The following is a 24,828-nucleotide window of genomic DNA, read 5'->3' as shown; positions in this document are numbered from 1 at the left end:
CGGCTTCAGCTATGTCCACTTTATTAAACACATTTTTATAAAAAGTGTCAAGATTCCTCTTGCTCCCGCCGAATGCGAAGCTGTCCGCAGGCGGCCCGGATCCGACTGCCCATTTCCCGCCGCAGCGTAACCGGAATGCCCCGCTCCTTCAAATACCGGGCGAAAGCGTCAATCTCCCTGCGCGCAGGCCGCCGCAGACCGACGTCATAATTATCGTTAATGGGGATCAGATTGATCAGGATGTTCTTTCCTTTCATGAGGCGCGCCAGTTCTTCGGCACAGGCCGGCGTACAGTTGACATTTTTGATCAGAATGTATTCATACGTTACCTTGCGCCCCGTTGCGGCAAAATATCGGTCGCCGGCAGCGATAACGGCAGGCACGTCATAAGTATCGGTAAGGGGCATGATCTGTCGGCGGATTGCATTCGTCGGCCCGTGCAGCGAAATGGCCAGCGTCAGCGGCAAGCCTTCTGCCGCCAGTCTGTCTACAGCAGGCACGATTCCCGACGTCGACAGAGCCATATTGCGGTATCCCAGATAAAACGTATCTTTCTCGTGGATCAGGCGAAGAAAGGCCAAAACGTTATCATAATTCAACAAGGGCTCGCCTGTTCCCATGATGACGACGGAGTGCAGATCGGGCGTCACATATTTACGGAAAGCCAGCAGCTGTACCACCATTTCGCCGACGCTCAGGTTGCGGACAAAGCCGTTCTTGGCCGAAGCGCAGAAAGCGCAGTTCACGGCGCAACCGACTTGCGACGAAAGACAGACGGAATTACCGTAGTCATGCTTCATCAGCACGGTCTCCACCGTTTCGCCGTCATGCAGTTCCAGCAGCAATTTGACCGTTTCACCGTCAGCCGCTTCCTGCCTGGCGAGAAGCCTGGGAAAGTAAATGGGCAGCTTCGCCTTCAATACGTCTCTGTCTTTTTTCGGTAAAAGTATCATTTCGTCCCAGTCGAAAACGTGGCGTCCGTAGATGTACGTGAATATCTGATCGGCCCGAAATCGCCTGATTCCCTGCTGCAGGAGAATCGCTTCCAAGGCTGTTTTCGTCAGGCTGAAGATATCGATCATGGCGTACCTTCTTTGATCATTTTGGCAATAAAAAATCCGTCCAGTCCGTCGCGCTGCGGCAAGAGCTGCAAATAAGGACCTGCCTGCGCAAAGCCCAACGTGCTGCCGATGGGCACGACGGTGAAGTCGCCGTGTTCTTTCAGAAAAGCGTCGACAACAGCGCCGTTCTCCCCATCGTTCAGCGTACAGGTGCTGTAAACGAGGACGCCGCCCGGTTTGACGCATTTGGCGGCGCTGGTCAGGAGACGGAGTTGGATCTGCGGCAAATTGCGGAGATCGCCGGGACGTTTCCGCCAGCGCAGATCGAGTTTGTGCCGCAGCACGCCGAGCCCGGAGCACGGTGCGTCGACAAGGACGCGGTCGGCGCTGGCGCTGTAAATATCACCGATCGTCATGCCGTCCTGCAACAAGGGGCGCACATTGGTCAAACCGAGACGGCGGGCGTTATCTTCGATAAGTTTTATTTTATGCTCGTAAATATCACAGCCGTATACGACGGCCTTATTGCCGCCAAGCGCTGCCAAGTGCGTTGTCTTGCCGCCGGGGGCGGCACAGATGTCAAAGATGACGTCACTCGGCTGCGGTCCGACGACGTGAGCCACCAGTTGTGACGGTTCATCCTGAACGATAGCGCCCTTACCGACGACTTGTTCCAAGCGCCTCATGCCGGGATTCGTTTCCAGATAAATGCCTTCACTGCTGTGAACAGCTTCATGACAAGCGATATCCGCTTGCCGCAGTTTCTCCATCAAAGCCTGTCGTGTCGTCACCGTCGTATTCGTTCGCAAACACAGTTCCGGTTTGCCGTCAAAATAGCGGCACAGCGACAGCGTATCGGCGGCGCCGTACCATTGCAGCCACTTTTTGATCAACCATTCCTGTTGGTGATAGGTCAGGGACAGATGACGGACGAGGTCGTCTTCCGCCGCAGGAATGACGAATTCGCTTTTGCGGCGGATGCTGCCGCGCAACATGGCGTTAACAAATTTCGCCATGCCGCTGTTGCCAAGCTTCGTCGCCAAATTGACGCTTTCATTGCAGGCAGCCGATTCGGGTACTTTATCCATCTGATAGATCTGGTATATACCGAGCCGAACGATAACCAAACAAAGAGGATCGAGCCGGCTCAGACTGCGTGAGCTCAATTGGCCGATAATCCAATCCAAATAGTTTACATGACGCAGCGTACCGTATACCAACTCCGTATAAAAACGACGGTCTCTGTCGGTCAATTTATTTTTCTGTATCGTTTGCGAAACGACAATATTGCTGTAACCGTCATCCTTACAAATCGTGAGAAGGCTGCGGCAAGCAAGTTCACGCACATTCATGAAAAACTCCTATCTCATTTATCATCATCAAAAAAGAAACTGCCGTGCCCTTTCTTCCTTATCAACGGATTACCCGGCAGCAGTCAGCTTTTCGCCGACAGCGGGCTGATGGCTTTGCAGGAACTGGGCCGCCGCCATTCGCTTCCGGCTCTCTGGCTGCAGTTCCGTAATGCGCAAAGCGCCTTTCCCCGCCTGCACGATAAGCGCTTTTTTCGTTACTGCAATAATCGTTCCCGGCGCGGCATCGCCTCCTTCGGTAACATCGGCCGCCCAGATTTTCAAACGCTGCCCCTGCCAGAACGTATACGCGCCTGGATGAGGATCAAGAGTACGCAGCCACCGTTCAATAACGGCTGCATCTTGATGCCAGTCGATATTGGTCATTTCTTTCGTGATCTTCGCCGTATAGACAGCCAGCCTTTCATCTTGCGGCCGCGCTTGGCGCAAAGCCTGTGAAAGTTCCGCCAGTACGGGCAAAAGCGTCTGCGCTCCCAATTGAGCCAATTTGGCAAACAAAGTGCCTGTCGTTTCCTTAGTTGTCAGCCGTATTTCCGCCTGTTTCAGAATCGGGCCCGTATCCATTCCTTCGTCCAGCCCCATAATCGTCACGCCGCTGACGCCGTCGCCCTCTTTGATGGCATACTGAATCGGCGCGGCGCCGCGAAAACGGGGCAGCAGCGAAGCATGCACATTGAGACAGCCATACGGCGGTATATCCAAAATCTCACGCGGCAAAATTTTACCATAGGCGATGACGACGATCACAGTCGGCGCATAGGATCGAACCAGCGCGACAGACGCCGCGGGCCGCAGGGAGTCAGGCTGATGGACAGGCAGTCCCAAGGCCAGGGCGGCTTCTTTGACCGGAGAGAACGAGACCTTTTTGCCGCGGCCTCGTTGCTTGTCGGGCTGCGTAAAAACAGCGGCGATCGTGTGTCCCGCAGCGTGAATCGCCTGCAAAGCCGGCACGGCAAAATCCGGCGTGCCCATAAAAACAATGCGCTGTTTTTCCATCATTCACCGACTTTCCGCAAATTAGTTGCCTTTTCAATGAAGAGATCGCCCTGCAGGTGATCCATTTCATGCTGGAAAATACGAGCCAGAAACCCTTCCACCTCGTAAATGATCTCCTTCCCGTAACGGTTGCGCGCCCTGACGGTGATCTTTTTATGCCGGCTCACGTCACCGTAATAGCCGGGAACACTGAGGCAACCTTCCGCGCCGAGTTCCATTTCTTCCGACGCCTCCAGCAGTTCCGGATTAATCAGTTCAATAAGGCCGTTGCCGTCGTCAAGGACGACAAGTTGCAGCGATTCGTTAACCTGCGGCGCGGCAAGACCGACTCCTTCGGCGGCATACATCGTTTCCGCCATATTATCCAATAAGCGCTTAATGCGTTTCGTAATCGTTTTGACCGGTTGCGCCTGCCCTTTCAGGACGGGATCGCCGGCTTTTGTAATGCGTAAAACAGCCATCTTTCACCTCAACATATGATTGCCTGCCGAAAAGGGGGCGGCAAAATAATCATTCCAACGGATTGCTGCGGCTTGCAGCCGAACAACAAGATTCCATATCTAAATAATTATATACCATTCACCGCAATAAGCATAGAGCGACGTACCGGTTGGAGCGCAGTCACTCAAAAGACGAAGTCATCTTTGCGCCATGCCGTCTGCCGCCATGATTAATAACGTTCTTACTTCAATAGGTCGGTTCCACATCAATCATGACGCCGTGCTGCCAGAAAGCGGCTGCTTCTTTCATATACCCTTTTACCGCCTCCATATCCTGACCGCGCAGGAGAATGACAAGCCTGTATTTATTGCGTATTTTCTTGATAATATCCACGTACGGACCGATTACTTCCACATCCTTGCCGTTTTCGCCGCAAAAGCCCCGCAGCAAGGCGGCCAGTTCATTGCCTTTCTTACCGGCGACTACCTCGTCGGCATCGGTAATAACTACCTTGATCAACGATGCAAACGGCGGATAACGCAATTCTCTGCGAAAGACAAGCTCGGCCTCGTAAAACGCGCGATAGTCCTGGGCGGCACTGCACTGCATGACATAATGCTCCGGCGCATAGGTCTGCATGACGACGCGGCCGGGAAAATCGCCGCGGCCGGCTCTGCCGGAAGCCTGCGTCAATAGCTGAAAAGTCCGTTCGCCGGCCCAGTACGCCGGCAGATTGAGAAGACTGTCGGCAGCAAGGATGCCGACGGCGTTGACTCCGGCGAAATCATGTCCTTTGGCGACCATTTGTGTGCCCAGGAGAATATCATATTCGTGGCGGCGAAAAGCTTCAATAATATGATCGCTGCTGTTTTTCCGCGTCGTCGTATCCTGATCGAGCCGAATGATGCGTGCCGCCGGAAACAGTTCTTGAAGCCGAGCTTCCACTTTTTCCGTCCCGGAGCCGAAAAACTTGATAAATTTGCTGCCACAGGCAGGGCAAACGACTGGAACGGCTTTTTCAGCGTCACAATAATGGCAACGCAGCGTTTCGGCATGTTTGTGATAAACCATCGCTACGTCGCACGTATCGCATTTGACAACGTAGCCGCATTTGCGGCACATGACGAAGGTCGAAAAGCCGCGGCGATTCAAGAGGACGATGGCCTGCCGCCGAGCTGCCAGCGTCTCCGCCAGAAGCGCTTCTAAAGAGGAAGAGATGACGCTGTAGTTGCCGCGCGCCAGTTCTTCCCGCATATCGACCAGTTCCGTCTGCGGCAGCGAACGCCCCATAACTCGCTTAGTCAAGGTCAGCAGCGTATAGACGCCGCGCCGAGCCAGATAATAGTCGGCAATAGCCGGCGTAGCGCTGCCCAAAATAACAGGACAATCGTAATAAGCGGCTCGTTTTCTGGCAACGGACACGGCATGATAACGAGGCGATTCGTCCTGCTTATAAGAACTGTCATGGCTTTCATCGACGATCACCAGCCCCAGCGCCTGCACCGGCGTGAAGACGGCGGAACGGGCGCCGATGCAAATATGGCTCTCGCCGTTTTGCATGCGGCGGCGGTTGTTTTCCCGTTCCCCTTTGGAAAGGCGGCTGTGCATGACGACGACGTCATCGCCGAAACGGGCCGTAAAGCGTCTGACGATCTGTCCGGTCAGCGCGATTTCGGGAACCAGGACGAGAACCTGCCGTCCTGCGGCCAAGGCATCCTTCGCCAACTGCAAATAGACCTCCGTCTTGCCGCTGCCGGTAACGCCGTGCAGGACGAAGGTTCGATGATGCCTCTCACTCCGCACGCTTGCGAGAACAGCCTGCTGCTCGTCAGTCAAGGACCACGTCGTATCGGCGGCGGCAGCCAGTGGCAAAGCCGTCGTCCGGCGAATTTTGTCCCTTCGTTCAGCCAGCCCGGTCTGGCAAAGCGCTACAGTTGTATCGCGGCTGTAACCGCTTCGCAGCACATCGGCCAGCGGCATTTCGCCTTTTTCCTGCAAGAGCGACAAGAGTTCCGCCTGTCTCTTGCGCCGCCGCAGGATACCCGCCGTATCGGCAGCGCAAAAGACGAGATACGGTTCCGTTTTCGCAGCGATTCTGTTTTCCGTCACATTTCTGCGAAGCAGCAAGCCCTGTTTCAGCAGTCTGTCGACGACGCCGTCGCCAAAGCGGCTGCGAAAGTTTTTTTCCGTCTGCTCCCCTTCTGCCGCCGCAAAGGCCAACGCCGGCTCCGACGCGGCAACGTCGCTCCCCCTTGCCGAAAGAGAAAGAACGCGGGTTTGGCGCAGACCGTGCTTTTCCACCATAAAAAGGCGCAAGGCGTCGGCAAAGTTGCAAACGTAATACTGGCTGATCCAGAACGCCGTATCGATCATTTCCGCTTGAAATCCCGCCTCTTCCGACAAGAGAGCCGCCACGTCTTTCAAAGCATACGGAGACGCAGCCGCTTCACCTGACCGCAAAGCGATAACGACGCCCTCTTCATGGCGGGAACCGAAAGGAACGAGAACGCGGTCCCCTACACGGAGCCGCAGCGACGGCGGCACGCTGTACGAGAACGTTTGCTGCAATCGTTTTGCCGTAATGTTGATAATAATGTCAGCAATCATTTTCATTCCTCCCGGTAACAAAGAAAGGGAGACTCTCGTCTCCCTTTGACCGTACGATATGATAATTATAAACCAGCTTCACTGCGAAGTACAGCCACTTTATCCAGCTGCTCCCAAGGCAGATGAAGATCGTTCCGGCCGAAATGGCCGTAAGCGGCCGTCTGCTTATAGATCGGACGCTGCAAATCAAGCATTTCAATGATGCCTGCCGGACGCAGATCGAAGTGTTTGCGGATCAAGGCGACAATCGTGTCCGTGTCGACGTGACCGGTACCGAACGTTTCCACATGGATCGAGACGGGATGAGCCACGCCGATGGCGTAAGCGAGCTGGATTTCGCACTTATCGGCAAGACCTGCCGCAACGATGTTCTTAGCCACATAACGGGCGGCATAAGCAGCGGAACGGTCCACTTTCGTAGGATCCTTGCCGGAAAAGGCGCCGCCGCCGTGGCGCGCCATACCGCCGTAGGTATCGACGATAATTTTGCGTCCAGTCAGCCCGGAATCACCTTGCGGACCGCCGATGACGAAACGGCCCGTCGGATTGATAAAGAGCTTTGTCTTTTCATCGAACAGTCCATCGGGAATTTCCGGTTTGATGACATTTTCGATCAGATCTTTTTCGATCTGTTCCCGCGTCACTTCCGGACTGTGTTGCGTCGAGATGACGATCGTGTCGATGTGTACGGGTTTGCCGTCTTCATATTCGACGGTGACCTGCGTTTTGCCGTCAGGACGAAGATAGGTCAGCACGTCTTCCTTGCGGATTTTTGCCAGGCGACGAGCCAAACGATGAGCAAGTGAGATCGGCAGCGGCATGTACTCGTCCGTTTCATTGGTCGCATAACCGAACATCATGCCCTGGTCGCCGGCGCCGATGGCGTCGAATTGTTCGCCGTTGCCGGCCTTGGCTTCAAGGGCCTCGTCAACGCCCATGGCAATATCCTGAGATTGTTCGTCCAAAGAGACAAGGATACCGCAGGTATCGCAGTCAAAACCGTACTTGGCACGGGTGTAGCCGATGCCGCGTATCGTCTCACGGACAATATGGGGAATATCGACATAACAATTGGTGGAAATTTCTCCTACGACATGCACCATTCCTGTGGTAATCAGCGTTTCGCAGGCTACGCGGGCATGTTTATCTTTTGCCAAAATGGCATCCAGAATGCTGTCGGAAATCTGGTCAGCTATTTTGTCGGGATGTCCTTCTGTTACGGATTCGGATGTGAAAAATTCACGATTTTTTACCATTACCATTCCTCCTGTAAAAAAATTCCCCTCTGCAAAAGAGGGGTTCTTGTTACCCATCTTCCAGTGAAAGCACTGTTGGAATTAGCACCTTTTCAATAGTGAAGGTTGCTGCGGCGTCATCGGGCCAATCCCTCTGCCGACTCTTGATGGAACATATGTAATTTACGGTACTTAGTATTATAGAATAAGGACGAAAAAAAAGCAATAGATCGCCGTCGTTTTCCTATATCGCAAGCGCATGAAAATCATGCCTTCCAGTCTCGTCAAACGACACAGACGAGGACACTTTGCGGCTTGCCTAAAGTATCCTCGCCTCCACGTTTTTATTTTACGCCTCAGCGCTTTCTTTCGCAGCGACCAAAGCGGCGCCGGCGCTGATGATCTTTTGCGCTAATTCAAACTTGCTCATCATTTCCATCGCCTCGCTGCGCCCGTCAGGGAACAAAAAGGTCGCTATATTCGTCGTCCCCTGAAACCCGGCGCCGGCGACGCTGACATCATTGGCAACAAGCATGTCGAGGTTCTTTTTCTTCAACTTACCCATACCGTATTCGATGACATTGGTCGTTTCAGCGGCAAAACCGATCAGTACCTGATGCGTTTTTTTCTGTCCCAACCCATACAGAATATCAGGGTTCTTAGCCAGTTCCACAGTCAACGTTTCCGACGATTTCTTAATTTTATTTTCCGCCGGCCTGGCAACGCGATAATCGGCAACTGCCGCTGCCTTGACGACCAGATCGACGGAATCGTAAATCTCCTCGCAAGCGGCCTGCATTTCCAGTGTCGTGCCGACATCGATGCGATGCACGCCTAACGGCGCCGGCAAAGCTGACGGAGCCGCGACGAGAGTCACATCGGCGCCGGCCAGCATGGCCGCTTTGGCAACGGCAAATCCCATGCGGCCGCTGGAACGATTGCCGATATAGCGGACCGGATCGATCCGTTCCCGCGTACCGCCGGCCGTGACCAGCACTTTTTTGCCGCGCAGCAGCGCCGAACTGCAGGTAGTCTTTTCGATATATTCGACAAGTATGTCGGGATCGGGCAGCCGACCGACGCCGTCAATGCCGCAAGCCAAACGGCCGCTGTCCGGCTCGGCGATGACATATCCCAAGGCCTTCAGCTTCTGCAAATTCCCCTGAACGACGGGATTGAGATACATATTGCTGTTCATCGCCGGCGCGATCATAACCGGCGCTTTTGTAGCCATCAGCGTCGTTGTTGCCAGATCGTCGGCAATGCCATTGGCGATTTTGCCGATAATATTGGCCGTTGCCGGAACTACGACAAACGCATCGGCCCAGCGAGCCAGGGCAATATGCTCAATATTGAACTCAAAGGTATCGCCGAACATATCGACGGCAACGGGATTTCCCGTAATTTCACGCAGCGTCAGCGGCGTGATGAACGCTGTCGCATGCTGCGTCATCACGCATTTCACGACAGCCCCTTCCTTGCCGAGGAGACTGGCCAAGGCGGCCGCTTTGAACGCGGCGATACCGCCGCTGATGACAAGTACGATCTTCTTGTTAGCGAGCAACATGAGAATTCCCCTTTTTATTTAATTCCGACCTTAGGCACTTCATATTTAATTTTTCCTTCGTCAATTTCTTCCATGGCGACGGAAACGACTTTGTTCGTATCGACATCAACCAAAGGGTCGTCGCCGTCCGTCAATTCGCGGGCTCGTTTGGCCGCCAACGTTACCAAGGTGTATTTGCTGTCCACTTTCGTCATTAACGATTCCAATGTCGGTTTAATAAGCATATTATTCTCCCCTTGTATACTGTTTCAAGACTGCCGTAATGGTATTGTCATTGCGCGACGTCTTCCGGCATTCCGCAGTCAATATGGCATCGGCCTGGCAGACGGCCCGCTGCAGATCATCATTTATGATAACATAATCATACCGTCTTATCCAGTCCAGTTCACCGCGCGCTTTGGCCAAGCGTTTGCAGATGACTTCATCACTGTCGGTGCGCCGGTCGCGGAGCCGCTGCTCCAGTACGGCCAGACTGGGCGGCAGGATGAAGATCAGCACGGCTTCCGGGTATTTCTCCTGGACCTGCATAGCGCCTTGAATGTCGATTTCCAGCATGACATGCCTTCCTTCGTCCAGCCGGCGGAAAACGAAATCTTTCGGCGTCCCGTAATAATGGTCATAGACCTTGGCATACTCCAAAAAAGCGTCGGCTGCCAAGAGCGCTTCAAAATGAGCGTTGTCCGTAAAACGGTAATTGACGCCGTCGATTTCGCCGGGCCGAGGCGGCCGTGTCGTCATGGATATGGAATAGCCGATCTCCGGAAAGTCACGGCGCATGGCGTCACAGATCGTGCCTTTCCCGGCGCCTGACGGGCCGGAAACGACGATGAGAAGTCCCTTGTCTTTCGCCGCCATCATCCTTCGTCTCCTTCATCCGGGCACATGTCGCTCACGTCTTCGCCGACATGCAAAATGCGATGGGATATCGTTTCTGCCTGAATTGCCGAAAGAATAACCTGACCGTGATCCATAATCAGCACTGCCCGCGTCTTTCTGCCGAAGGTCGCGTCAATCAGCGTATTGTGCTCCCGCGCTTCCTGCACCAATCGCTTGATCGGCGCCGATTCGGGGCTGATAACGGCCACCACCTTGTGCGCCATGACCATATTGCCGAAGCCGATATTTAAAAGATTGAAATTCATAGCCGTCTCCATTATTCGATATTTTGAATCTGTTCGCGAATCTTTTCCAACTCGTTTTTCAGCTGCAACACGTATTCCGTAACCTCCAGATCGCCAGCTTTGGAACCGATCGTGTTCGTTTCGCGGTTCATTTCCTGCATCAGAAAATCAAGAGAGCGGCCTACGTCATTGCCGTCGCTTAAAAGTCGTTCTAATTGTAACACATGGCTGCGAAATCGTACAACTTCTTCGGTAAAATCCGATTTATCGGCGTAAACGGCGATTTCCTGCAGAATCCGCCCCTCGTCGGCGCTGCTGCCGGCCTGTTCCAGCATCTTTTCAATCCGCTTGCGCAGCCGCTCTTCGTAAGCCGCCATAATCACCGGACGCCTGGCGGCGATTTTTTCAATGATCTCCTGCAAAGAAGCCGCACGCGCCGTCAGGTCGCGTTGTATCGTTTCTCCTTCACGGCGCCGCATCGTCATAAGACTCGTCAGCGCCTCTTGCAGCGCCGTTTCGAATACGGGACGACAGACTTCGGCATCGATCCGCGGCGGTGTCTCCGTAAACCAATCTTTTGTCAGCGACGCGACCTCGGCAAGCGATGTCGAACCGCCGTCAAAGCACTCTTCTCTGGCCCGTTCCAGCGCTTCCTTACAAGCCCGCAGCGCCGCCAGATCGACCGTAATTTCCGGCGCCTGCGGCGCAATTTCCCTAACCGTTACGAAAACGTCGACCTTGCCGCGGTGTAAGTGTTCCTTAATCTTTCTGCGCAGCCCCTCTTCAAGACGCAAATACGAATGGGGCATACGAATATTCAATTCCAAAAAACGTTGATTGACGGAACGCAGCTCTATTGCCACTTCGATGGAGCCGTCACTATGGCTGCCGCCGCCGAATCCGGTCATGCTGTTCACGCCGATTCCTCCTCCCGGCCCTTTCTCTGTTCTTCATCAGGCACTTGTTTTCTTAGCGTAATACAGAGGCCGCAAGCTGTCAACAGGAAACGTAGTTTCTCCGAAAAAATTCCCTTTTCCCGTTTGAAATCGTTTCCATTCCCTTTACCGAAGATTTACTAATTCGCATAAATCTCCTATAATAAACGGTAGTATAAAGGAGAAAAAACATGAATCTTGACGGTATTACCTTACATTCCATTACCACCGAATTGACGGCCATCCTTCATGGCGGCCAAATTTCCAAAATCTACCAGCTAAACGGCAAGGGGCTTTATTTTCGTATCTTCAACGACAGCGGCTTGCACCACCTGGTCATCACCCTCGACGATTCGCCCCGCCTGTACGTGTCTCCTGTCATGCCGCCGACACCGGATGTACCGACGGGCCTCTGCATGTTCCTCCGTAAATATTATGAAAACGGCCGTATCGCTTCGATCAGGCAACTCCACTTGGATCGCCTTATCGAAATTGCCGTTGACGTCCTCGACGTTTCGGGAAAATTGGCGACGCGGAAGATTCACATCGAACTGATGGGAAAATACAGCAACGTCATCTTTACGGAAGACGGCATCATCCTTGAAGCGCTGATTAAGACGAGAAAAGACAAACAGGCCCTGCGCACGATTTCGCCGAAAGAGCCGTACGGGTTCCCGCCGAACTTCATGCGCATGAATCCTTTCGAATTTACGGCGCAAGAGATTGCGGAGATGCTGCGCAGCACTGCTGCGGACGAAACGCTCGGTACGTGGATGCTCCGCCGTTTTAACGGCATGAGCACGGTCGTCCTGAATGAGCTGTCTCTCCTCTCCGGCATAGCCAAGGACGCTTCCGTCAAGTCACTGACAGCAACAGAACTAACCTGCTGGTGCCGACATATCGCCGCCCTGGGACAAGAACTCCGTGATGTCAGAGGCGCTTACGTCTACACTGACGGCAAAAAAGAGGTGCTCTTCCCGTTGCCGCTGCAATCGTTCGCCGCCAAGCCGGTCCGCCATTACGCTTCGATCCAGACCTATCTGAGCGAGTATCAGGCCGAACACGGCAGCCTCAGCGGCGAGCAGGAACGGCTGCGCAAAAAAGTAGCCAAAATAATCGAAAAACAAGAAAAAAAAATCAAACGTATTTTTCAGGAACTGAAAGAAACGGCTAAAATGGATACGTACAAATTGTACGGCGATCTCCTGATGATCTACGCTTACGAGAAACACGCTCATGAAGACAACGTGACCCTTATCAATCTGTTGTCGGAAACACAGGAAGCGGTCACGATCCCCCTGAATGCTGCGCTTTCCATGACAGATAACGCCAATCATTATTACAAGCGGTACACAAAGCTGCGCAACCGTAAACAGAAATCAACGGAACTGCAGCGGGACAATCAACGACAACTGGATTATTTCCGTTCCCTCGAATATTCTTTGGAAACGGCCGTAACCAAAGACGAATTAGCCGACATCAGGGCGGAAATGCAGCAAATGAATCTGCTTCGCACCAATGCAAAGGAAAAACTAAAAAAAGAATTTGCCCAAAAAATCCGTACCGTTTCTGCAGACGGCATGGAAATCTGGATCGGCGGCAACAACAGACAAAATGATTTCCTGACGACAAAAAAAGCGCATCCTTATGATCGCTGGTTCCATGTCAAGGGGCAGGCCGGCTCTCATGTCATCCTTGCCTGTCATAAAGGCGAGCCGACAAATGCGCAGTTGGAAAAAGCGGCGCAGCTCGCCGCTTATTACAGCCAAAGCCGCCACGACACCAAAGTCGAAGTGGACAGCACGTTGGTACGTCATGTCAAAAAACCGGCACACGCCGCGCCGGGCTACGTGATCTTTGAAAATCAAACGACATACGTCGTAGAACCGAAAAACTGGCCTGTCGATACATAACTAACGAAAAAAAGCCGCGCTCAAGGAAATATATCCTGATTGCGCGGCTTTTTATGCCATTGAAGATCAGACAAAAATATTCATTAAGAGCGTAATGATCATAGAATTGACAAAATCGATGATCAACGCCCCGACCAGAGGAATAACGAAGAAAGCAGTCGGCGCCGGACCGAATCCTTCGGTCATCGTCGACATGTTGGCAATGGCATTCGGCGTAGCTCCCAGCCCGAAGCCGCAGACGCCTGACGACATGACGGCGGCTTCGTAATCGCCGCCCATGAAACGGAAAACGGCGAAGTACGCGAAGAAAGCGATAAACACGGCCTGACTGAGGAGCATGACCACGAGGGGAACGGCCAAATCCGTAAGTTGCCAAAGCTTCAAACTCATCAGAGCGCAGGAAAGAAAAATGGTCAATCCCAAATTTCCCAGAACTTCGCTTTCTCGCTGATATACCTTGTAGATATGCGTCATATCGGCCACATTGCGGATTACGGCGGCAACGAGCATGGAGCCGATATACCCGGGAAAGATCAGACCGATGCTGACGAAAAATTTACTTACCAGCGTCCCGATCCCCATGGCCAACAGCAGATGCGCCAAGGCATTCATGAAGCGGAAATTATTGATCGTCTGCCCCTTTCGCAGTTCTTCTTCAATGATCTTTTCTTCACCTTTTCTGGCCGATTCCAGCTTTTCCAGTTCCGGTTCGAGACTTGCCGGATCAAGCCGTTCCCCTTTAGCGTGGCTGACCAACCGATAACGGTGCACCAGACTTTCGCCGACAGGTCCGCCGATCAGACTGCCTGCAACGAACCCGAAAGTGGCCGATGCAAAGGCGATCGTTAAACCGCCGTTAAGGCCCAACGATTCGAGAACAGGGCCGAAGGAACCGGAAGTACCATGGCCGCCTACCATAGGAATAGAGCCTGTCGCCAGCCCCATCAGCGGGTTGAGATCAAAGAAATACGACAGCGATATGCCAATGGCGTTTTGGCAGCAAATCAAAATAGATGTAATAAATGCCATTTTAAAAACTAAAAGGCCGCCTCGCTTGATCAGATTGATACTGGCAGTGTAACCGATACTCGTAAAAAAGATCATCATGCATACGTCTTGCATCGTCGTATCCTGTTCATACGTCCAGATTCCCTTGACATACAACACGCAATTGACAACGGCAAATACGATGCCCCCCCCACGATCGGCGCTGGAATACAGTACTTCCGCAGAAAGCCGATCTTGTACCGCAACCAAACGCCCAGATAATAGACGGCAATGGCGGCCGCCATCGTTTGGTAAATATTTAACTTTACTTCCATCTTTTTCCTCCCTTTAATTTTGCTATGCAAAATTAATTTTTGTTTTTCGAAACTACGCCATTTATTTTATCAGAAGAAAGTCGTTTACACAATAAAAAAATATATTGATTCCCCTTTTCTCTATTTTCCGAATCGTGTCTCCCCTCAGACTGTACTCTCCCACTTTCCCGTAGAACCTATCGGACGATACGCGTATACGGCACGGACAATGCTCTCGCCGGCTGCAGACTTATACAGCATCAGGCGGTACCGGAACGGCTCCCGGCGATGAGAAAGCTGCACGTCGGCGTTCTTCATCTCCTAGAGTTCGCGTACACCGTACGAACAGGCCGCATCATTTTCATGATAAAACCCCGGCTCCCGTTATGGGGAGCCGGGGTTTGCGATACGCCCGATTACACGGTCCTTGCTCAAAAATTTCGCCGCTTAGTTATTTTTTCGGTTTTTCCGGTTCTTTTACGTCTTCCGCGATACCGGCAATATCCTTTGCATAGGCGACAAATTCTTCATACGGCGTATTCGCATGGACTACCATCCGCGCGCCGTCCGGTGAACCGCCGCCATGCATACAGCCCGGGATCCCGCCGCCTACAGTCAGCCATTCGCTGAGACGGGCGGCGCGGGCTCTCGTATCGGCAGATACGTTGACGCCGGCTTTTACGTATTTCTGGATCATCGGCCCTAATTTGGGATCCGTAAAGTCGCGATACGACGGGAAACAGCCTGTTTCTACGATACCGCCGCCGATTTCCTGACAGAGCAGTTTCGTCTGATACGGCAACGAAGCGACATGAATCTTATTGACATGCGCAACTTTATTATCCGACAGCCAGACGCCGGTTTTATGTTGTCTGCCCAGTGCCATGGCTCCGATACCTACGGCATACGTCGTTTCGTTGTTGACGCTCATATTAATCATTTTGTCCTTAAACGGTTTTGACGACAAGCCGTTGGCGCGGATCATGAGCGTAGCTGCGCCGATCATGACGTCACCCTGTCCTGCTACGCAGGCGCCGATACAGGCGCGGTAGTTTGCCGTAAAATATTCAATGACTTTGCCGCTGTATTTAAATTCACCTGCCATAAATACGCGGCCTTTCGGCACGAATACGCGGTCAAACATCAGATAAGCCTGCGTGACGCCGGTAATCGGGGAATCAAAGCCTTCCTCTGCATCACGACAGTCGCTGACATGCCGCGTTTCCACGATCGTAAGGCCTTCAATGTCCTTAGGAACGACACAGGACAAGGCGTAATCTTTATCGCCTTCTTTGTATCCGGAGCCGGGCAGCAGGAAAATTTCTTCAGAAGCCGCAACGCCGCAGATCATGGCCTTACAGCCGGAAATAACGACACCGTCATCTCTGTATTCCACGATGTGCAGATTGCTGTCCGGATCAGGCTGTCCCGACGGTTTTAAGGAACGGTCGCCCTTCGCGTCCGTAAGCGCGCCGGCAACCAGAATCCCTCTTTCTTCAGCAGTCAATAACCATTGTTTCAGCCGTTCGTGATAATCGGTACCGTATTCTTCATCCATATCGGACGTAATGGCCCACATCACATTCTGCGCGTTCCACCCGACGCAGAAGCCGCCTGTACACGTGCCGCATTTATGATACATCGTTCGTTTCAGACGGGCGTTGTTCATAATGTCCTCTTGCGAAAGCATCAGGCTGTTTTGCCGCATAATTTCTTTTCCTGTCAAGGAAGACACGGTAACGAAGATATCCTTCTCTTCAGCACTGTTGGCTCCGTCAAAGCCTCTTGCATGCGATTCTACGGCTTTACGAGTATACGGGTGTGTCGTTACGTCTTCAATGAGTTCTCCGAATTTATACACATTCGGCCGCATTGATTTCAGAGACTGCAAATATTCTTCTCTCGTTCTTACCATAATCTTTTCTCCTTTACACTGACGAAACTTGACTGAAAATGCAAGCTGAACGGGCTTTCCTAAATCATCAGGTGCATTGCTTCCGCCGACTGCAGCAGTTCTTCGCGGAACTTGGGATGGGCAACGGAAATTAATGCTCGTGCTCGCTGAGCTGCTGTTTTGCCTCTAAGTTCCGCAATTCCGTACTCCGTTACAATACAATCGACATCACCTTTAGAAGTGGTAACATGAGCCCCTTCAGTTAAAAACGGCTTGATCTTGGATATCGTATCATTCTTAGCGGTAGCGTAAGTGCAAATAAACGAGCGGCCGCCTTTGGACCAATTGGCACCGCGAATAAAATCGACTTGTCCGCCGGCACCGCTGATGTTCTTATGACCGATGGATTCGGAACAAACCTGTCCGACCAAGTCTACTTCCACACAGGAATTGACAGATATCATATAATCATTCTGCGCAATGATGCGAGGATCATTGACATAATCAACGGGATAGAACTCGACTCCCGGATTGTCATCAATATATTCAAACAAGGACTGTGACCCGATGGCAAAGGTAGCTACAGATTTTCCCCGATTGATGTTCTTGCAGCTGTTGTCCACGGCGCCTGATTGAATAAGCTTCACAAAACTGTCGCAGAAAAGCTCTGAATGGATGCCCAAATGTTTTTTGGCGCTGAGAAATTCTCCTACGGCATTCGGAATGCCGCCGATCCCAAGCTGCAAAGTGGCGCCGTCAGGAATGCGCTCTGCAATCAGCTGACCGATGCGTTTATCCTTTTCACTGCATTCGCTGTCCGGTATCGTCGGCAACGGTTCGTCACATTCGCAAATCGCGTCCACTTCGGAAATATGAACAAAATTGTCACCTAAAACGCGCGGCATGTACCGGTTTACTTCCAGAAAAACGTAACGGGCATTGCTCATCTGCGCCCGCCCTTCCGCCGCGCCGACGCCGAAGCTGAAGAAGCCGTGCTTATCCATCGGCGAAACCATGGCGTAAAAAACGTCGGGAGACATATTCTCCCGCCACATTCGGGGAACTTCATAATAAAAGTTCGGCATAAAATCAGCCCGGCCTTCCCACACGGCAGGTCTGGCTTTGCCGCTCGTAAACCAAGGCACGTGAATAATTTTGCCTGCGAAAACGGGATCCAAGTACCGTTCCTCCCTGCTGGCCAACAGCATATGATGCTCAATATTGCGCAAATCCTCGCGCAACACCCGTTCCGCCAAGGCCCTCATAATGGCGCTCGGCTCTCCCAGCGCCGATGTGGCGGCACAACAGAACCCGGATTGTATGTTTTCAACAATCCGTTCCGCCGTCGTCAGCTTTTGTTGATAAATTTCCTGATAATCCACCTGATTCGCCTCCCTTTTTATCGCAATGTATATATGAATATTACCCGATCATACACATCGTCTAAAAAGCAAGAGATACCGCAAATTTATGTTAATTTTATTATATCATTCTTATTAATTTTAAGTCAATATATGTAAATTCCTAAATAATTGTAAAATTTATTTTTTATATTTTAAAAACTATTTTTATTTTTCTACTGTAAGTAGTTCGACAAATTCTGATAACAGCGAAACTATTCCGGCCGTTCAACTGCAACTACGCCTTCGGAAAAGCGGTCGCCGAAATGATCTTCCTGCGCCGTATTTCCCATATATCAGTACCCGTATTGCCGACGATAGCGTCGCCAACACAGGACAACAAACGCCAGCGCCGACATTTCAGCAATGACGACGGACCACCAAATACCGCCGACACCAAAGAAAAGCGGCAATAAAAGGACAGCGCCGCTTTGAAAAACGAGGATCCGCAGGAGAGATATGGCGGCTGAAACGCGTCCGTTATTAAGGGCCGTAAAAAAGGAAAAACCGAACGTATTGAACCCGAGAAAAAGAAACGACAGCGCATAAATAGAAAATGCCTTCTCCGTCATTTTCCACAGCTCCGGATCATATCCGACAAAACACCGGGAAATATCTGCAGCAAAAAAAGACGCGAAAAAAGTAAGAACCATGCCGGACACGCCGATAACGGCCAAGCTTTTATAAAAAAGATTCCGTACTTCTCCACTGTTCTGCGCGCCGAAATGGTAACTGATCAGCGGCGACACGCCCATGGCATAGCCGAAATAGATGCTTTCAAAAATACCGTTGGCATAAAGCATGACGCCATAGGCGGCAATGCCGTCAGCACCGAGGTAATCCATGAGCTGCAGATTATAAAGGATACCGAGAACGGAAGCGGACAGGCTGGTCAACATTTCGGAAAAACCGTTACTGCAGGCCTGCCGCACAATCGGCCATTCCACAGCGGTCCGAACCAAGCGAAGCGTACTCGTATTGTGACAGCAAAAATAGACCAACGGCGTCACACCGCCGAGAATTTGCCCATAACGCTTGCTACGGCCGCCCCGGCAATACCGTAACCGCAAAAGACGATGAAGATATAATCAAAGACAAGGTTCACAACGCCTGAGGCAATCGTCAGGTAAAGGCCGTATTTCGGTCTTTCCGCAACGGACCAAAGGGCTTGAAACATGATCTGCATCATAAAAGGAACCAACCCGGCCAAATCAATTCGTCCATAAAGAAGACAAGCTTCAAACAATTCTCCTTCCGCTTCCATTGCGATCAAAAAATACGGTAAAACCCATTCGCTGGCCAACGTGATCAGGATGCCGCTACATAAAACGACATAAATAATCATGGAAAAATACCGCTTACCGTCTTTACTTCGGCCTTCTCCCAGCGTCTTGCCGATGACGGCGGCGCCGCCGGCTGAAAGCATGAACGCCAGAGAAGAAGGAATGACGACAGCCGGAGTCAGCAAATTAATGGCGGCAAAGGGAACCTTGCCGATAAAATTGGATACAAAGAAACCGTCGACGACATAATAGATGGAAAGGATGACCATCATCCAAACGGAAGGTACGACAAAACGCAGCAAGCGACGGTATGTAAAGTGATCAGACAATTGAATCGTCATTATTCCGCCTGCCCTGCATGGTACGTCATAATGGACGCGCCGTCCGTGTCCTTCCAGGTAAAGACCGCGCCGTCCCAAACCAAATACCCGTGCCGGCTGCCTTCTTTCGGCAGCGACAGCGAACCGGGATTCATATACACGTATCGTTCGTGAACGACACATTTCGGCACATGCGTATGACCGTTAAGCAAGATCGTCCCACGCGCCAAAGGCGGCACATTATGCTCATTATACCGATGACCGTGCGTTGCAAAAACCGTCACAGCGCCGTCACAAATATACGCGTAAGACGCGAGAACGGGGAAATCCAGAACGGCCTGATCGACTTCAGCTTCACAGTTGCCGCGGACGGCGACGATATTTTCTTTTAATCCGTTCAACAGGTTTATGACGGCCTTCGGTTCATAATCACGGGGCAAGTCATTACGCGGCCCGTGATAGAGCAGGTCGCCGAGCAAAAGCAGTCGCTCGCCGCCTTCTTCCCGAAAAAGGCGGCATAATTCGCGACAATAGTAAGCCGATCCATGCAAATCGGCGGCGATGATCCATTTCATAGCTAAAACTCCCTTTCAGCGCAGACGGAAAAATGCAGATTGCGATAAAACTCGTAACCTGCATTGATCGGACTGTTCTATTTTATTCGATTCCGAGATCGGTCAGCAATTTGCCGACATGTTCCTTGGCATTGACGCCGCGATATACAGCGGTAACGCGCCCCGTTTCATCAATAATGAACGTCGATCGGTCAATGCCGATATACGATCGCCCGTAGAGTTTCTTTTCCCGCAGCACATCATAACACTTGCAAAGGCTCTCGTCCGTATCGGATAAAAGCGTAAAGTGAAGGGCGAATTTTTTCTTGAAATTCACATGCTGACGCACCGTATTACGACTGACGCCGAGAATTTCATAACCGGCCTGTACTAACTTGGCATATGCGGCATCAAATTGCTGCGCTTCCAAAGTACAGCCTGCCGTATTATCTTTCGGATAAAAATAAAGGATAACTTTTTTACCCAGAAAATCATGGAGCGAAACGGCTTTTCCCGCATCGCTCGTCACCGTAAAGTCCGGCGCCTGCGCACCGGCGATAATCTTTTCCATAACCGCTCCTTTCCCGTGCATGCCGTCTGCTGCAAACAGCACGAAAGTTATTCGACGACACGGATGATTTCAATTTTTTCGCTTCCATCGGGTTTGACAACCTTATCATAGGTCTTGATCGCAACGACGGCAACAGGAATACCTGCGCAGAAACCGGCAATCGCACCGCTTTGTCCATCGTAACCGAGATTTGCGCCGGCGAAATATCCGATAAACGCACACAGCAATACCAAAAACAGGGGCAGGCCGAAGCAGAGAACGGCACCTGTCACCATATGATTATCGGGAATCGTATATTCGACATATTGCCCTTTCACCGCGCCGATCGTATTGACGGCGTCGATAACAACGTTATCCTGACACATGGAAGAACTGCACGGCGAATACAAATGATTCCGGTTCGTCTGCAATTTCGCCATCCCGTTCGGCAAAACTTCTTCAATCATACCTGTATTTTTCTTTAACATAAGCGTGACCACCTTATTGTCTCATGCATAATCAATACACTTTTTGTATTCTTTTTCTATTATATCTCTCCTGCCACGTAAATTTCAACTGTCATTGCGAAAATCCGCCCCTTTTCCGCGACATCATCGACCTCCCTCAAGCCGCGTCATTCTTGCCGCAGTCTCCCCATCGTTCCCGGCATCGCCGAAAAGAAACAACAAAAAAGACGAAAAAGCCGGCGCCGCTATTTTCCTTTTCAGTCAAATAACGCGTCTGCTTTTTCGTCCCTGCCGTAAGCGTCATACCGATGGCAATGCCTTTCAGTAAAAAGCGGTTGTAAAAACTGCCGTCATAACCGGCAAAACGGGTTTCGAAACGGCTTAAACTGCTTATTTTACCTTAAAGACAACAGTAATATGCATTTCTTCCGTCTGATCGCCGTATTCAACCGATGATTGTGACGCCCCTAAAGCCGTATCCACCTTGGCGGTCATCAGGCGCATAGGATAACGCGGATAGTCGGTGTTCAGCGAATCGACGCCCAGGACGCGGGTTCCCAGCGCCGTCGCCAACGCATCCGCTTTTTGCCGCGCGTTCTTGGCGGCTTCAATCAACAGATTCTGCCGCTGCGTTTCTTTGTCCTTATCATTGTAGTCGAGCTTGGCCAGGCGCACCGTATCAATACCGGCGGCGGCAGCCTGATCGATGACCTTGGACGTCTTTGTCCGATCGTTAACCGTTACTTGCAACGTGTTGGACACGACGTAGGTTTTGCGATACTGGTCGGTATCACCGATGCGTACATTGCGCTCATTGATGTGAAAATCCTTCGTGACAATATCGTTGTCAGGAATTTGCAACGTTGTCAGAGAGTTGCGGAAAGTACGGGAAACGCGATCATTTTCCGCCTTGGCCTCTGCCAGCGTATCCTTTTCCGTCTGCGCCGTCACCATGACGACGGCCTGCCTGGCCGTATACGTTTCCTGCGCATATCCGTCAACTGTAATGGTACCGTAATCGGCGGCCAAAACAGCCGGTGCGGAACACGTCAGCATCAATGCTGCGGCGATTGCTGCAAATTTTTTCTTCATATCTTCTTACCTCCTTATTCGTCTGAACCGTTACGCGTTACGATAAACCCGTACCCAAAATAAGCAAGTACGGATCGCCGTCTCCCTTCACCAATTCAACGTAAAGCGACTTGTCGCGAATCCAGCCGTCATCATCCAACAGGCCGTTGCCGGCCAGCCATTGCCCTGCCGTATTTTCATCCGGCAGCGGTCCTTCCGCCGTCAGGCGCAGAGAATAGGAAACGCGGTAAATGATCTTTACGTCTTTCGCGTTATCTGCGACAGGCAGAGGCTTCACGTCGAGATCGGCATATTCATAAAGCTTTCCCGATTCATCGGGACTGCGGGACACGTACTGATCGAGCCAGGAGACGAACAATCGCTGTACCAGGACCGTATCGTCTTCGTTGATCAACTCTTTATGGCTGCTGACGGGAACAAGCGCTTCCGTCGCGCCTGCTTCAGGCATACGGACAGTCTCGGCCCGGACAGCCGGTGCCGGCTCAGCCGGTACCGGCGCCGGCGACAAGAGGCGATATATGCCGAAAACAAGCAGGACTGCTGCCAACAAAAGCGCAGCCGCAACGGCCAAAGGGCGTAAGCGGCGTTTTTTTCTCCTTTTACGCATAACCATATGTAGCTCTCCTTTCAAAAATACCGAATTAGAAAGAAAAGGATGTTTGTTGTAAAAAAATATCGGGTCCGTAAAAAAACGATGACGTACTCAAATTATAACCGCTTGTCGAAAAATCTGTCAACAAAGAACGAAAAGATTGACAGCCCTTCATTACGCCGCCTCTTTTCAGCGGCTTCGCCAAAGACGCACAACCCCTATATCAGCCGGCGGCGCCGTTGCGGCGAAACGAGTCGCCTTCACGCCGGCGTCAGTTACCGCTATCCGTATCGAAAGATACCGTCTCTCTCCCATTTATGCAAAACGTTGGGATAACAACATACAATATCTGCGAATCCGGTTATACTTTTTTCAAAAGGAGGGATGCGATGATGTGGGAAGTGATCCCCAATTATTTTAAGGATGAAAAGCGGTGCATCCGCTGTGGCTGCTGCGTTACGATCTGCCCGGTAGACGCGATCAGGATGATGCCCGACGAGAAAGGCGTCGTCCGGCCTTCCTACGAAAAATACAAGTGCATTCGCTGCAATCGCTGCACCGATGCCTGCGAAATTTTTGAAAACTACATGCTCGGCGGCTCGGAATGATCCCGGCATGCGCGAAATCGGCTAAACGTGCTCGACAAGCTGCTCTTCTCATCAACAACAAAGGGACTGTCCGTTACAACGGACAGTCCCTTTGCCATCTTGGCGATAAATTGAGTCGACAGGCGACCGCTATCGTTTCACCGGCAACGACCGGCTGAAATAAAAATAACAACCTGTTGTAAAGAAACAGGCGGCAACCCAACAAATGGGACTTGCCGCGCAAATGCCGAAATAGCCCCATATCTGCGCCAAGATCAGTGCCGCCGCACCGCGCAGCACCAGTTCCAGAACACTGCTGGCAAAGGGTACGACAGATATTCCCATACCCTGTAACGTATTGCGATAGACGAAGATTTGCCCTAAAAAAACATAGCAAGGAACGGACATGTGCAGGTAAAGTGACGCCTGGTCCAGGAGAAAATCGTTTGTTTCCGTAAGAAAAAGACTGATCAGTTCACGGCCGAAAAGATACATGGCCAGCGCCGAAACGGCGCAAAGACAGAACAGGAGCAGCGAACACTGCCGCACGCCCTGACGGATGCGGTCATATTTTTGAGCGCCGTAATTCTGTGCCGTAAAGACGGCAATGGCAATGCCGAAAGAAATCATCGGCTGCATGGCCAGCTGCTCAATACGCGTCGCCGAGATGAACGCCGCAATCGTTTCGGCGCCAAAGGTATTGCACACGGATTGAACGACGATAATCCCTAATGAAATGATCGTAAATTGTGCCGCCATCGGCATGCCGATGCGCAAATGGAGCCAGGCAAACTCCCTGTCCAAGCGCCAGTCCTCCCGTTTGAGTCTGAGCAGGGGAAACCGTTTCTTAATGTACAGAAAGCATAAAACTGCCGATATGCCCTGCGCCACGACGAGGGCGACCGCCGATCCCGGCACCCCCCAACGGAAGCGCTGAATGAAAACCAGCGCCAAACCCACATTGAGGATTGAAGAGACGATCAGAAAATACAGCGGCGTCCTACTGTCGCCGAGGGCTCTGCAAATGCAGGAAAGCAGATTGTAGAGCATCATGACGAGAAGCCCCTGCGCGATGATCGAAATATAATGAAAAGCGTCGTCATAAAGCATAGAGGAAACATTCATCAGCGACAAAATCTGCGGCAGCAGAAAATGGGCCGCCACGATGAGGATACCGATGAGCAGAAACGACAAACTCGCCGAAGTTGCGACAGACCGGCGAACACCGTCATAATCGCCGGCGCCGAAACGCTGTGCCGTCACAACGGTAAAGCCCGAGGCCAGACCGATCGTCATCCCGAGCAGCGCCATAAAGATCGGCGCCGTAGAACCGACAGCGGCCAAAGCGTTAACGCCAATAACCCTGCCGACAATGATAACATCGGCAATATTATAAAACTGTTGAAAAACATTTCCTATCAAAAGAGGGACCGTAAACGCCACAATCAGTTTCAGCGGATTCCCTTCCGTCATACTGCGAACCATATACTCTCCTTACTTCCGTCGTATTTTTAATTTCTTTTTAATCGAATGCAATAACAA

The 24,828-nt window shown here is 51.7% G+C and carries 26 protein-coding genes and 1 riboswitch; of the genes, 3 read left to right on the top strand and 23 right to left on the bottom strand.

The features are described 5' to 3' along the window. Nucleotides 1-47 precede the first annotated feature (47 nt). The 11 genes from rlmN to HMPREF1250_RS04555 form a co-directional block, all read right to left on the bottom strand. The gene (gene rlmN, locus HMPREF1250_RS04605) at nucleotides 48-1,082 is read right to left on the bottom strand and encodes a 23S rRNA (adenine(2503)-C(2))-methyltransferase RlmN (RefSeq protein ID WP_023053483.1); all 1,035 of its coding nucleotides are present in this window, start codon (nucleotides 1,080-1,082) and stop codon (nucleotides 48-50) included. Then, a complete protein-coding gene (gene rsmB / locus HMPREF1250_RS04600; protein WP_023053485.1) occupies nucleotides 1,079-2,413 on the bottom strand; it encodes a 16S rRNA (cytosine(967)-C(5))-methyltransferase RsmB in 1,335 nt (444 codons plus the stop codon). Before rsmB ends, rlmN begins: the two co-directional genes overlap by 4 nt. Nucleotides 2,414-2,482: 69 nt before the next feature. Beyond that, nucleotides 2,483-3,427, bottom strand: a complete 945-nt coding sequence (fmt, locus tag HMPREF1250_RS04595) for a methionyl-tRNA formyltransferase (RefSeq protein WP_036242711.1) — start codon at nucleotides 3,425-3,427, stop codon at nucleotides 2,483-2,485. Next, entirely contained in the window at nucleotides 3,427-3,888 is a 462-nt protein-coding gene (def, locus tag HMPREF1250_RS04590; protein WP_023053465.1) for a peptide deformylase, read from the bottom strand. Before def ends, fmt begins: the two co-directional genes overlap by 1 nt. 226 nt (nucleotides 3,889-4,114) lie before the next feature. Beyond that, nucleotides 4,115-6,475 carry a replication restart helicase PriA gene (priA, locus tag HMPREF1250_RS04585; protein WP_023053452.1) on the bottom strand — a complete coding sequence of 787 codons (2,361 nt, stop codon included), beginning with the start codon at nucleotides 6,473-6,475 and terminating at the stop codon, nucleotides 4,115-4,117. A gap of 65 nt (nucleotides 6,476-6,540) precedes the next feature. After that, the gene (gene metK / locus HMPREF1250_RS04580; protein WP_023053433.1) at nucleotides 6,541-7,731 is read right to left on the bottom strand and encodes a methionine adenosyltransferase; all 1,191 of its coding nucleotides are present in this window, start codon (nucleotides 7,729-7,731) and stop codon (nucleotides 6,541-6,543) included. Between the two features lie 50 nt (nucleotides 7,732-7,781). Then, nucleotides 7,782-7,884: riboswitch (SAM riboswitch) on the bottom strand. A 175-nt stretch (nucleotides 7,885-8,059) separates the two neighbouring features. Next, complete coding sequence (gene coaBC, locus HMPREF1250_RS04575; RefSeq protein WP_023053511.1) at nucleotides 8,060-9,277, bottom strand: bifunctional phosphopantothenoylcysteine decarboxylase/phosphopantothenate--cysteine ligase CoaBC; 1,218 nt, start codon at nucleotides 9,275-9,277, stop codon at nucleotides 8,060-8,062. A 14-nt stretch (nucleotides 9,278-9,291) separates the two neighbouring features. Beyond that, nucleotides 9,292-9,501, bottom strand: a complete 210-nt coding sequence (rpoZ, locus tag HMPREF1250_RS04570; RefSeq protein WP_023053503.1) for a DNA-directed RNA polymerase subunit omega — start codon at nucleotides 9,499-9,501, stop codon at nucleotides 9,292-9,294. 1 nt (nucleotide 9,502) lies between these two features. Further along, nucleotides 9,503-10,135, bottom strand: coding sequence for a guanylate kinase (gmk, locus tag HMPREF1250_RS04565; protein WP_023053500.1), 633 nt, complete (start codon nucleotides 10,133-10,135; stop codon nucleotides 9,503-9,505). Further along, nucleotides 10,132-10,419 (bottom strand): extracellular matrix/biofilm regulator RemA, encoded by a 288-nt coding sequence (remA, locus tag HMPREF1250_RS04560; protein WP_023053448.1) that lies wholly within the window; start codon nucleotides 10,417-10,419, stop codon nucleotides 10,132-10,134. The genes gmk and remA overlap by 4 nt, the downstream gene beginning before the upstream one ends. A gap of 11 nt (nucleotides 10,420-10,430) precedes the next feature. Further along, nucleotides 10,431-11,306 (bottom strand): YicC/YloC family endoribonuclease, encoded by an 876-nt coding sequence (locus tag HMPREF1250_RS04555; RefSeq protein WP_196806850.1) that lies wholly within the window; start codon nucleotides 11,304-11,306, stop codon nucleotides 10,431-10,433. 218 nt (nucleotides 11,307-11,524) lie between these two features. Between HMPREF1250_RS04555 and HMPREF1250_RS04550 the strand changes: the two genes are divergently transcribed. Beyond that, nucleotides 11,525-13,246, top strand: coding sequence for an Rqc2 family fibronectin-binding protein (locus tag HMPREF1250_RS04550; protein ID WP_023053505.1), 1,722 nt, complete (start codon nucleotides 11,525-11,527; stop codon nucleotides 13,244-13,246). 66 nt (nucleotides 13,247-13,312) lie between these two features. On the opposite strand, the gene HMPREF1250_RS04545 is transcribed toward HMPREF1250_RS04550, so the two are convergent. The 11 genes from HMPREF1250_RS04545 to HMPREF1250_RS04505 form a co-directional block, all read right to left on the bottom strand. After that, nucleotides 13,313-14,503 (bottom strand): sodium/glutamate symporter, encoded by a 1,191-nt coding sequence (locus tag HMPREF1250_RS04545; RefSeq protein ID WP_023053438.1) that lies wholly within the window; start codon nucleotides 14,501-14,503, stop codon nucleotides 13,313-13,315. A 495-nt stretch (nucleotides 14,504-14,998) separates the two neighbouring features. Next, entirely contained in the window at nucleotides 14,999-16,462 is a 1,464-nt protein-coding gene (locus HMPREF1250_RS04540) for a 4-hydroxyphenylacetate 3-hydroxylase N-terminal domain-containing protein (protein WP_023053484.1), read from the bottom strand. Between the two features lie 59 nt (nucleotides 16,463-16,521). Then, a complete protein-coding gene (locus HMPREF1250_RS04535) occupies nucleotides 16,522-17,823 on the bottom strand; it encodes an acetyl-CoA hydrolase/transferase family protein (RefSeq protein WP_023053491.1) in 1,302 nt (433 codons plus the stop codon). Nucleotides 17,824-18,137: 314 nt separating this feature from the next. Further along, the gene (locus tag HMPREF1250_RS11780; protein ID WP_051356056.1) at nucleotides 18,138-18,851 is read right to left on the bottom strand and encodes an MATE family efflux transporter; all 714 of its coding nucleotides are present in this window, start codon (nucleotides 18,849-18,851) and stop codon (nucleotides 18,138-18,140) included. Then, complete coding sequence (locus HMPREF1250_RS11775; protein ID WP_023053466.1) at nucleotides 18,848-19,465, bottom strand: MATE family efflux transporter; 618 nt, start codon at nucleotides 19,463-19,465, stop codon at nucleotides 18,848-18,850. The genes HMPREF1250_RS11780 and HMPREF1250_RS11775 overlap by 4 nt, the downstream gene beginning before the upstream one ends. Beyond that, nucleotides 19,465-20,019 (bottom strand): phosphodiesterase, encoded by a 555-nt coding sequence (yfcE, locus tag HMPREF1250_RS04525; protein ID WP_023053496.1) that lies wholly within the window; start codon nucleotides 20,017-20,019, stop codon nucleotides 19,465-19,467. The genes HMPREF1250_RS11775 and yfcE overlap by 1 nt, the downstream gene beginning before the upstream one ends. Before the next feature lie 82 nt (nucleotides 20,020-20,101). Further along, the gene (locus tag HMPREF1250_RS04520; RefSeq protein WP_023053437.1) at nucleotides 20,102-20,569 is read right to left on the bottom strand and encodes a peroxiredoxin; all 468 of its coding nucleotides are present in this window, start codon (nucleotides 20,567-20,569) and stop codon (nucleotides 20,102-20,104) included. Nucleotides 20,570-20,616: 47 nt separating this feature from the next. Beyond that, nucleotides 20,617-21,036 (bottom strand): SoxR reducing system RseC family protein, encoded by a 420-nt coding sequence (locus tag HMPREF1250_RS04515; RefSeq protein ID WP_023053426.1) that lies wholly within the window; start codon nucleotides 21,034-21,036, stop codon nucleotides 20,617-20,619. Nucleotides 21,037-21,172: 136 nt separating this feature from the next. Next, on the bottom strand, nucleotides 21,173-21,319 hold the full coding sequence (locus tag HMPREF1250_RS11770; RefSeq protein ID WP_196806848.1) for a hypothetical protein: 147 nt from the start codon (nucleotides 21,317-21,319) through the stop codon (nucleotides 21,173-21,175). 86 nt (nucleotides 21,320-21,405) lie between these two features. Continuing rightward, nucleotides 21,406-22,107 (bottom strand): SIMPL domain-containing protein, encoded by a 702-nt coding sequence (locus HMPREF1250_RS04510; protein WP_023053469.1) that lies wholly within the window; start codon nucleotides 22,105-22,107, stop codon nucleotides 21,406-21,408. A 37-nt stretch (nucleotides 22,108-22,144) separates the two neighbouring features. Next, a complete protein-coding gene (locus tag HMPREF1250_RS04505; RefSeq protein ID WP_023053424.1) occupies nucleotides 22,145-22,720 on the bottom strand; it encodes a hypothetical protein in 576 nt (191 codons plus the stop codon). Between the two features lie 42 nt (nucleotides 22,721-22,762). On the opposite strand from HMPREF1250_RS04505, the gene HMPREF1250_RS04500 reads away from it, so the two are divergent. Both HMPREF1250_RS04500 and HMPREF1250_RS04495 read left to right on the top strand, forming a co-directional pair. Further along, nucleotides 22,763-23,035, top strand: coding sequence for a hypothetical protein (locus HMPREF1250_RS04500; protein WP_023053456.1), 273 nt, complete (start codon nucleotides 22,763-22,765; stop codon nucleotides 23,033-23,035). Between the two features lie 53 nt (nucleotides 23,036-23,088). Continuing rightward, a complete protein-coding gene (locus tag HMPREF1250_RS04495; protein WP_231391283.1) occupies nucleotides 23,089-23,307 on the top strand; it encodes a 4Fe-4S binding protein in 219 nt (72 codons plus the stop codon). A gap of 129 nt (nucleotides 23,308-23,436) precedes the next feature. Here HMPREF1250_RS04495 and HMPREF1250_RS04490 read toward each other — a convergent pair whose 3' ends face one another. Next, a complete protein-coding gene (locus HMPREF1250_RS04490) occupies nucleotides 23,437-24,771 on the bottom strand; it encodes an MATE family efflux transporter (RefSeq protein ID WP_023053462.1) in 1,335 nt (444 codons plus the stop codon). Nucleotides 24,772-24,828: the final 57 nt, after the last annotated feature.

The sequence above is a fragment of the Megasphaera vaginalis (ex Srinivasan et al. 2021) genome, from assembly GCF_000478965.1.
In the GTDB taxonomy this organism is placed as follows: Bacteria; Bacillota; Negativicutes; order Veillonellales; family Megasphaeraceae; genus Megasphaera; species Megasphaera vaginalis.
Note: the sequence above shows the minus strand (reverse complement) of the source record. Positions and strands in the feature narration are given on the sequence as shown.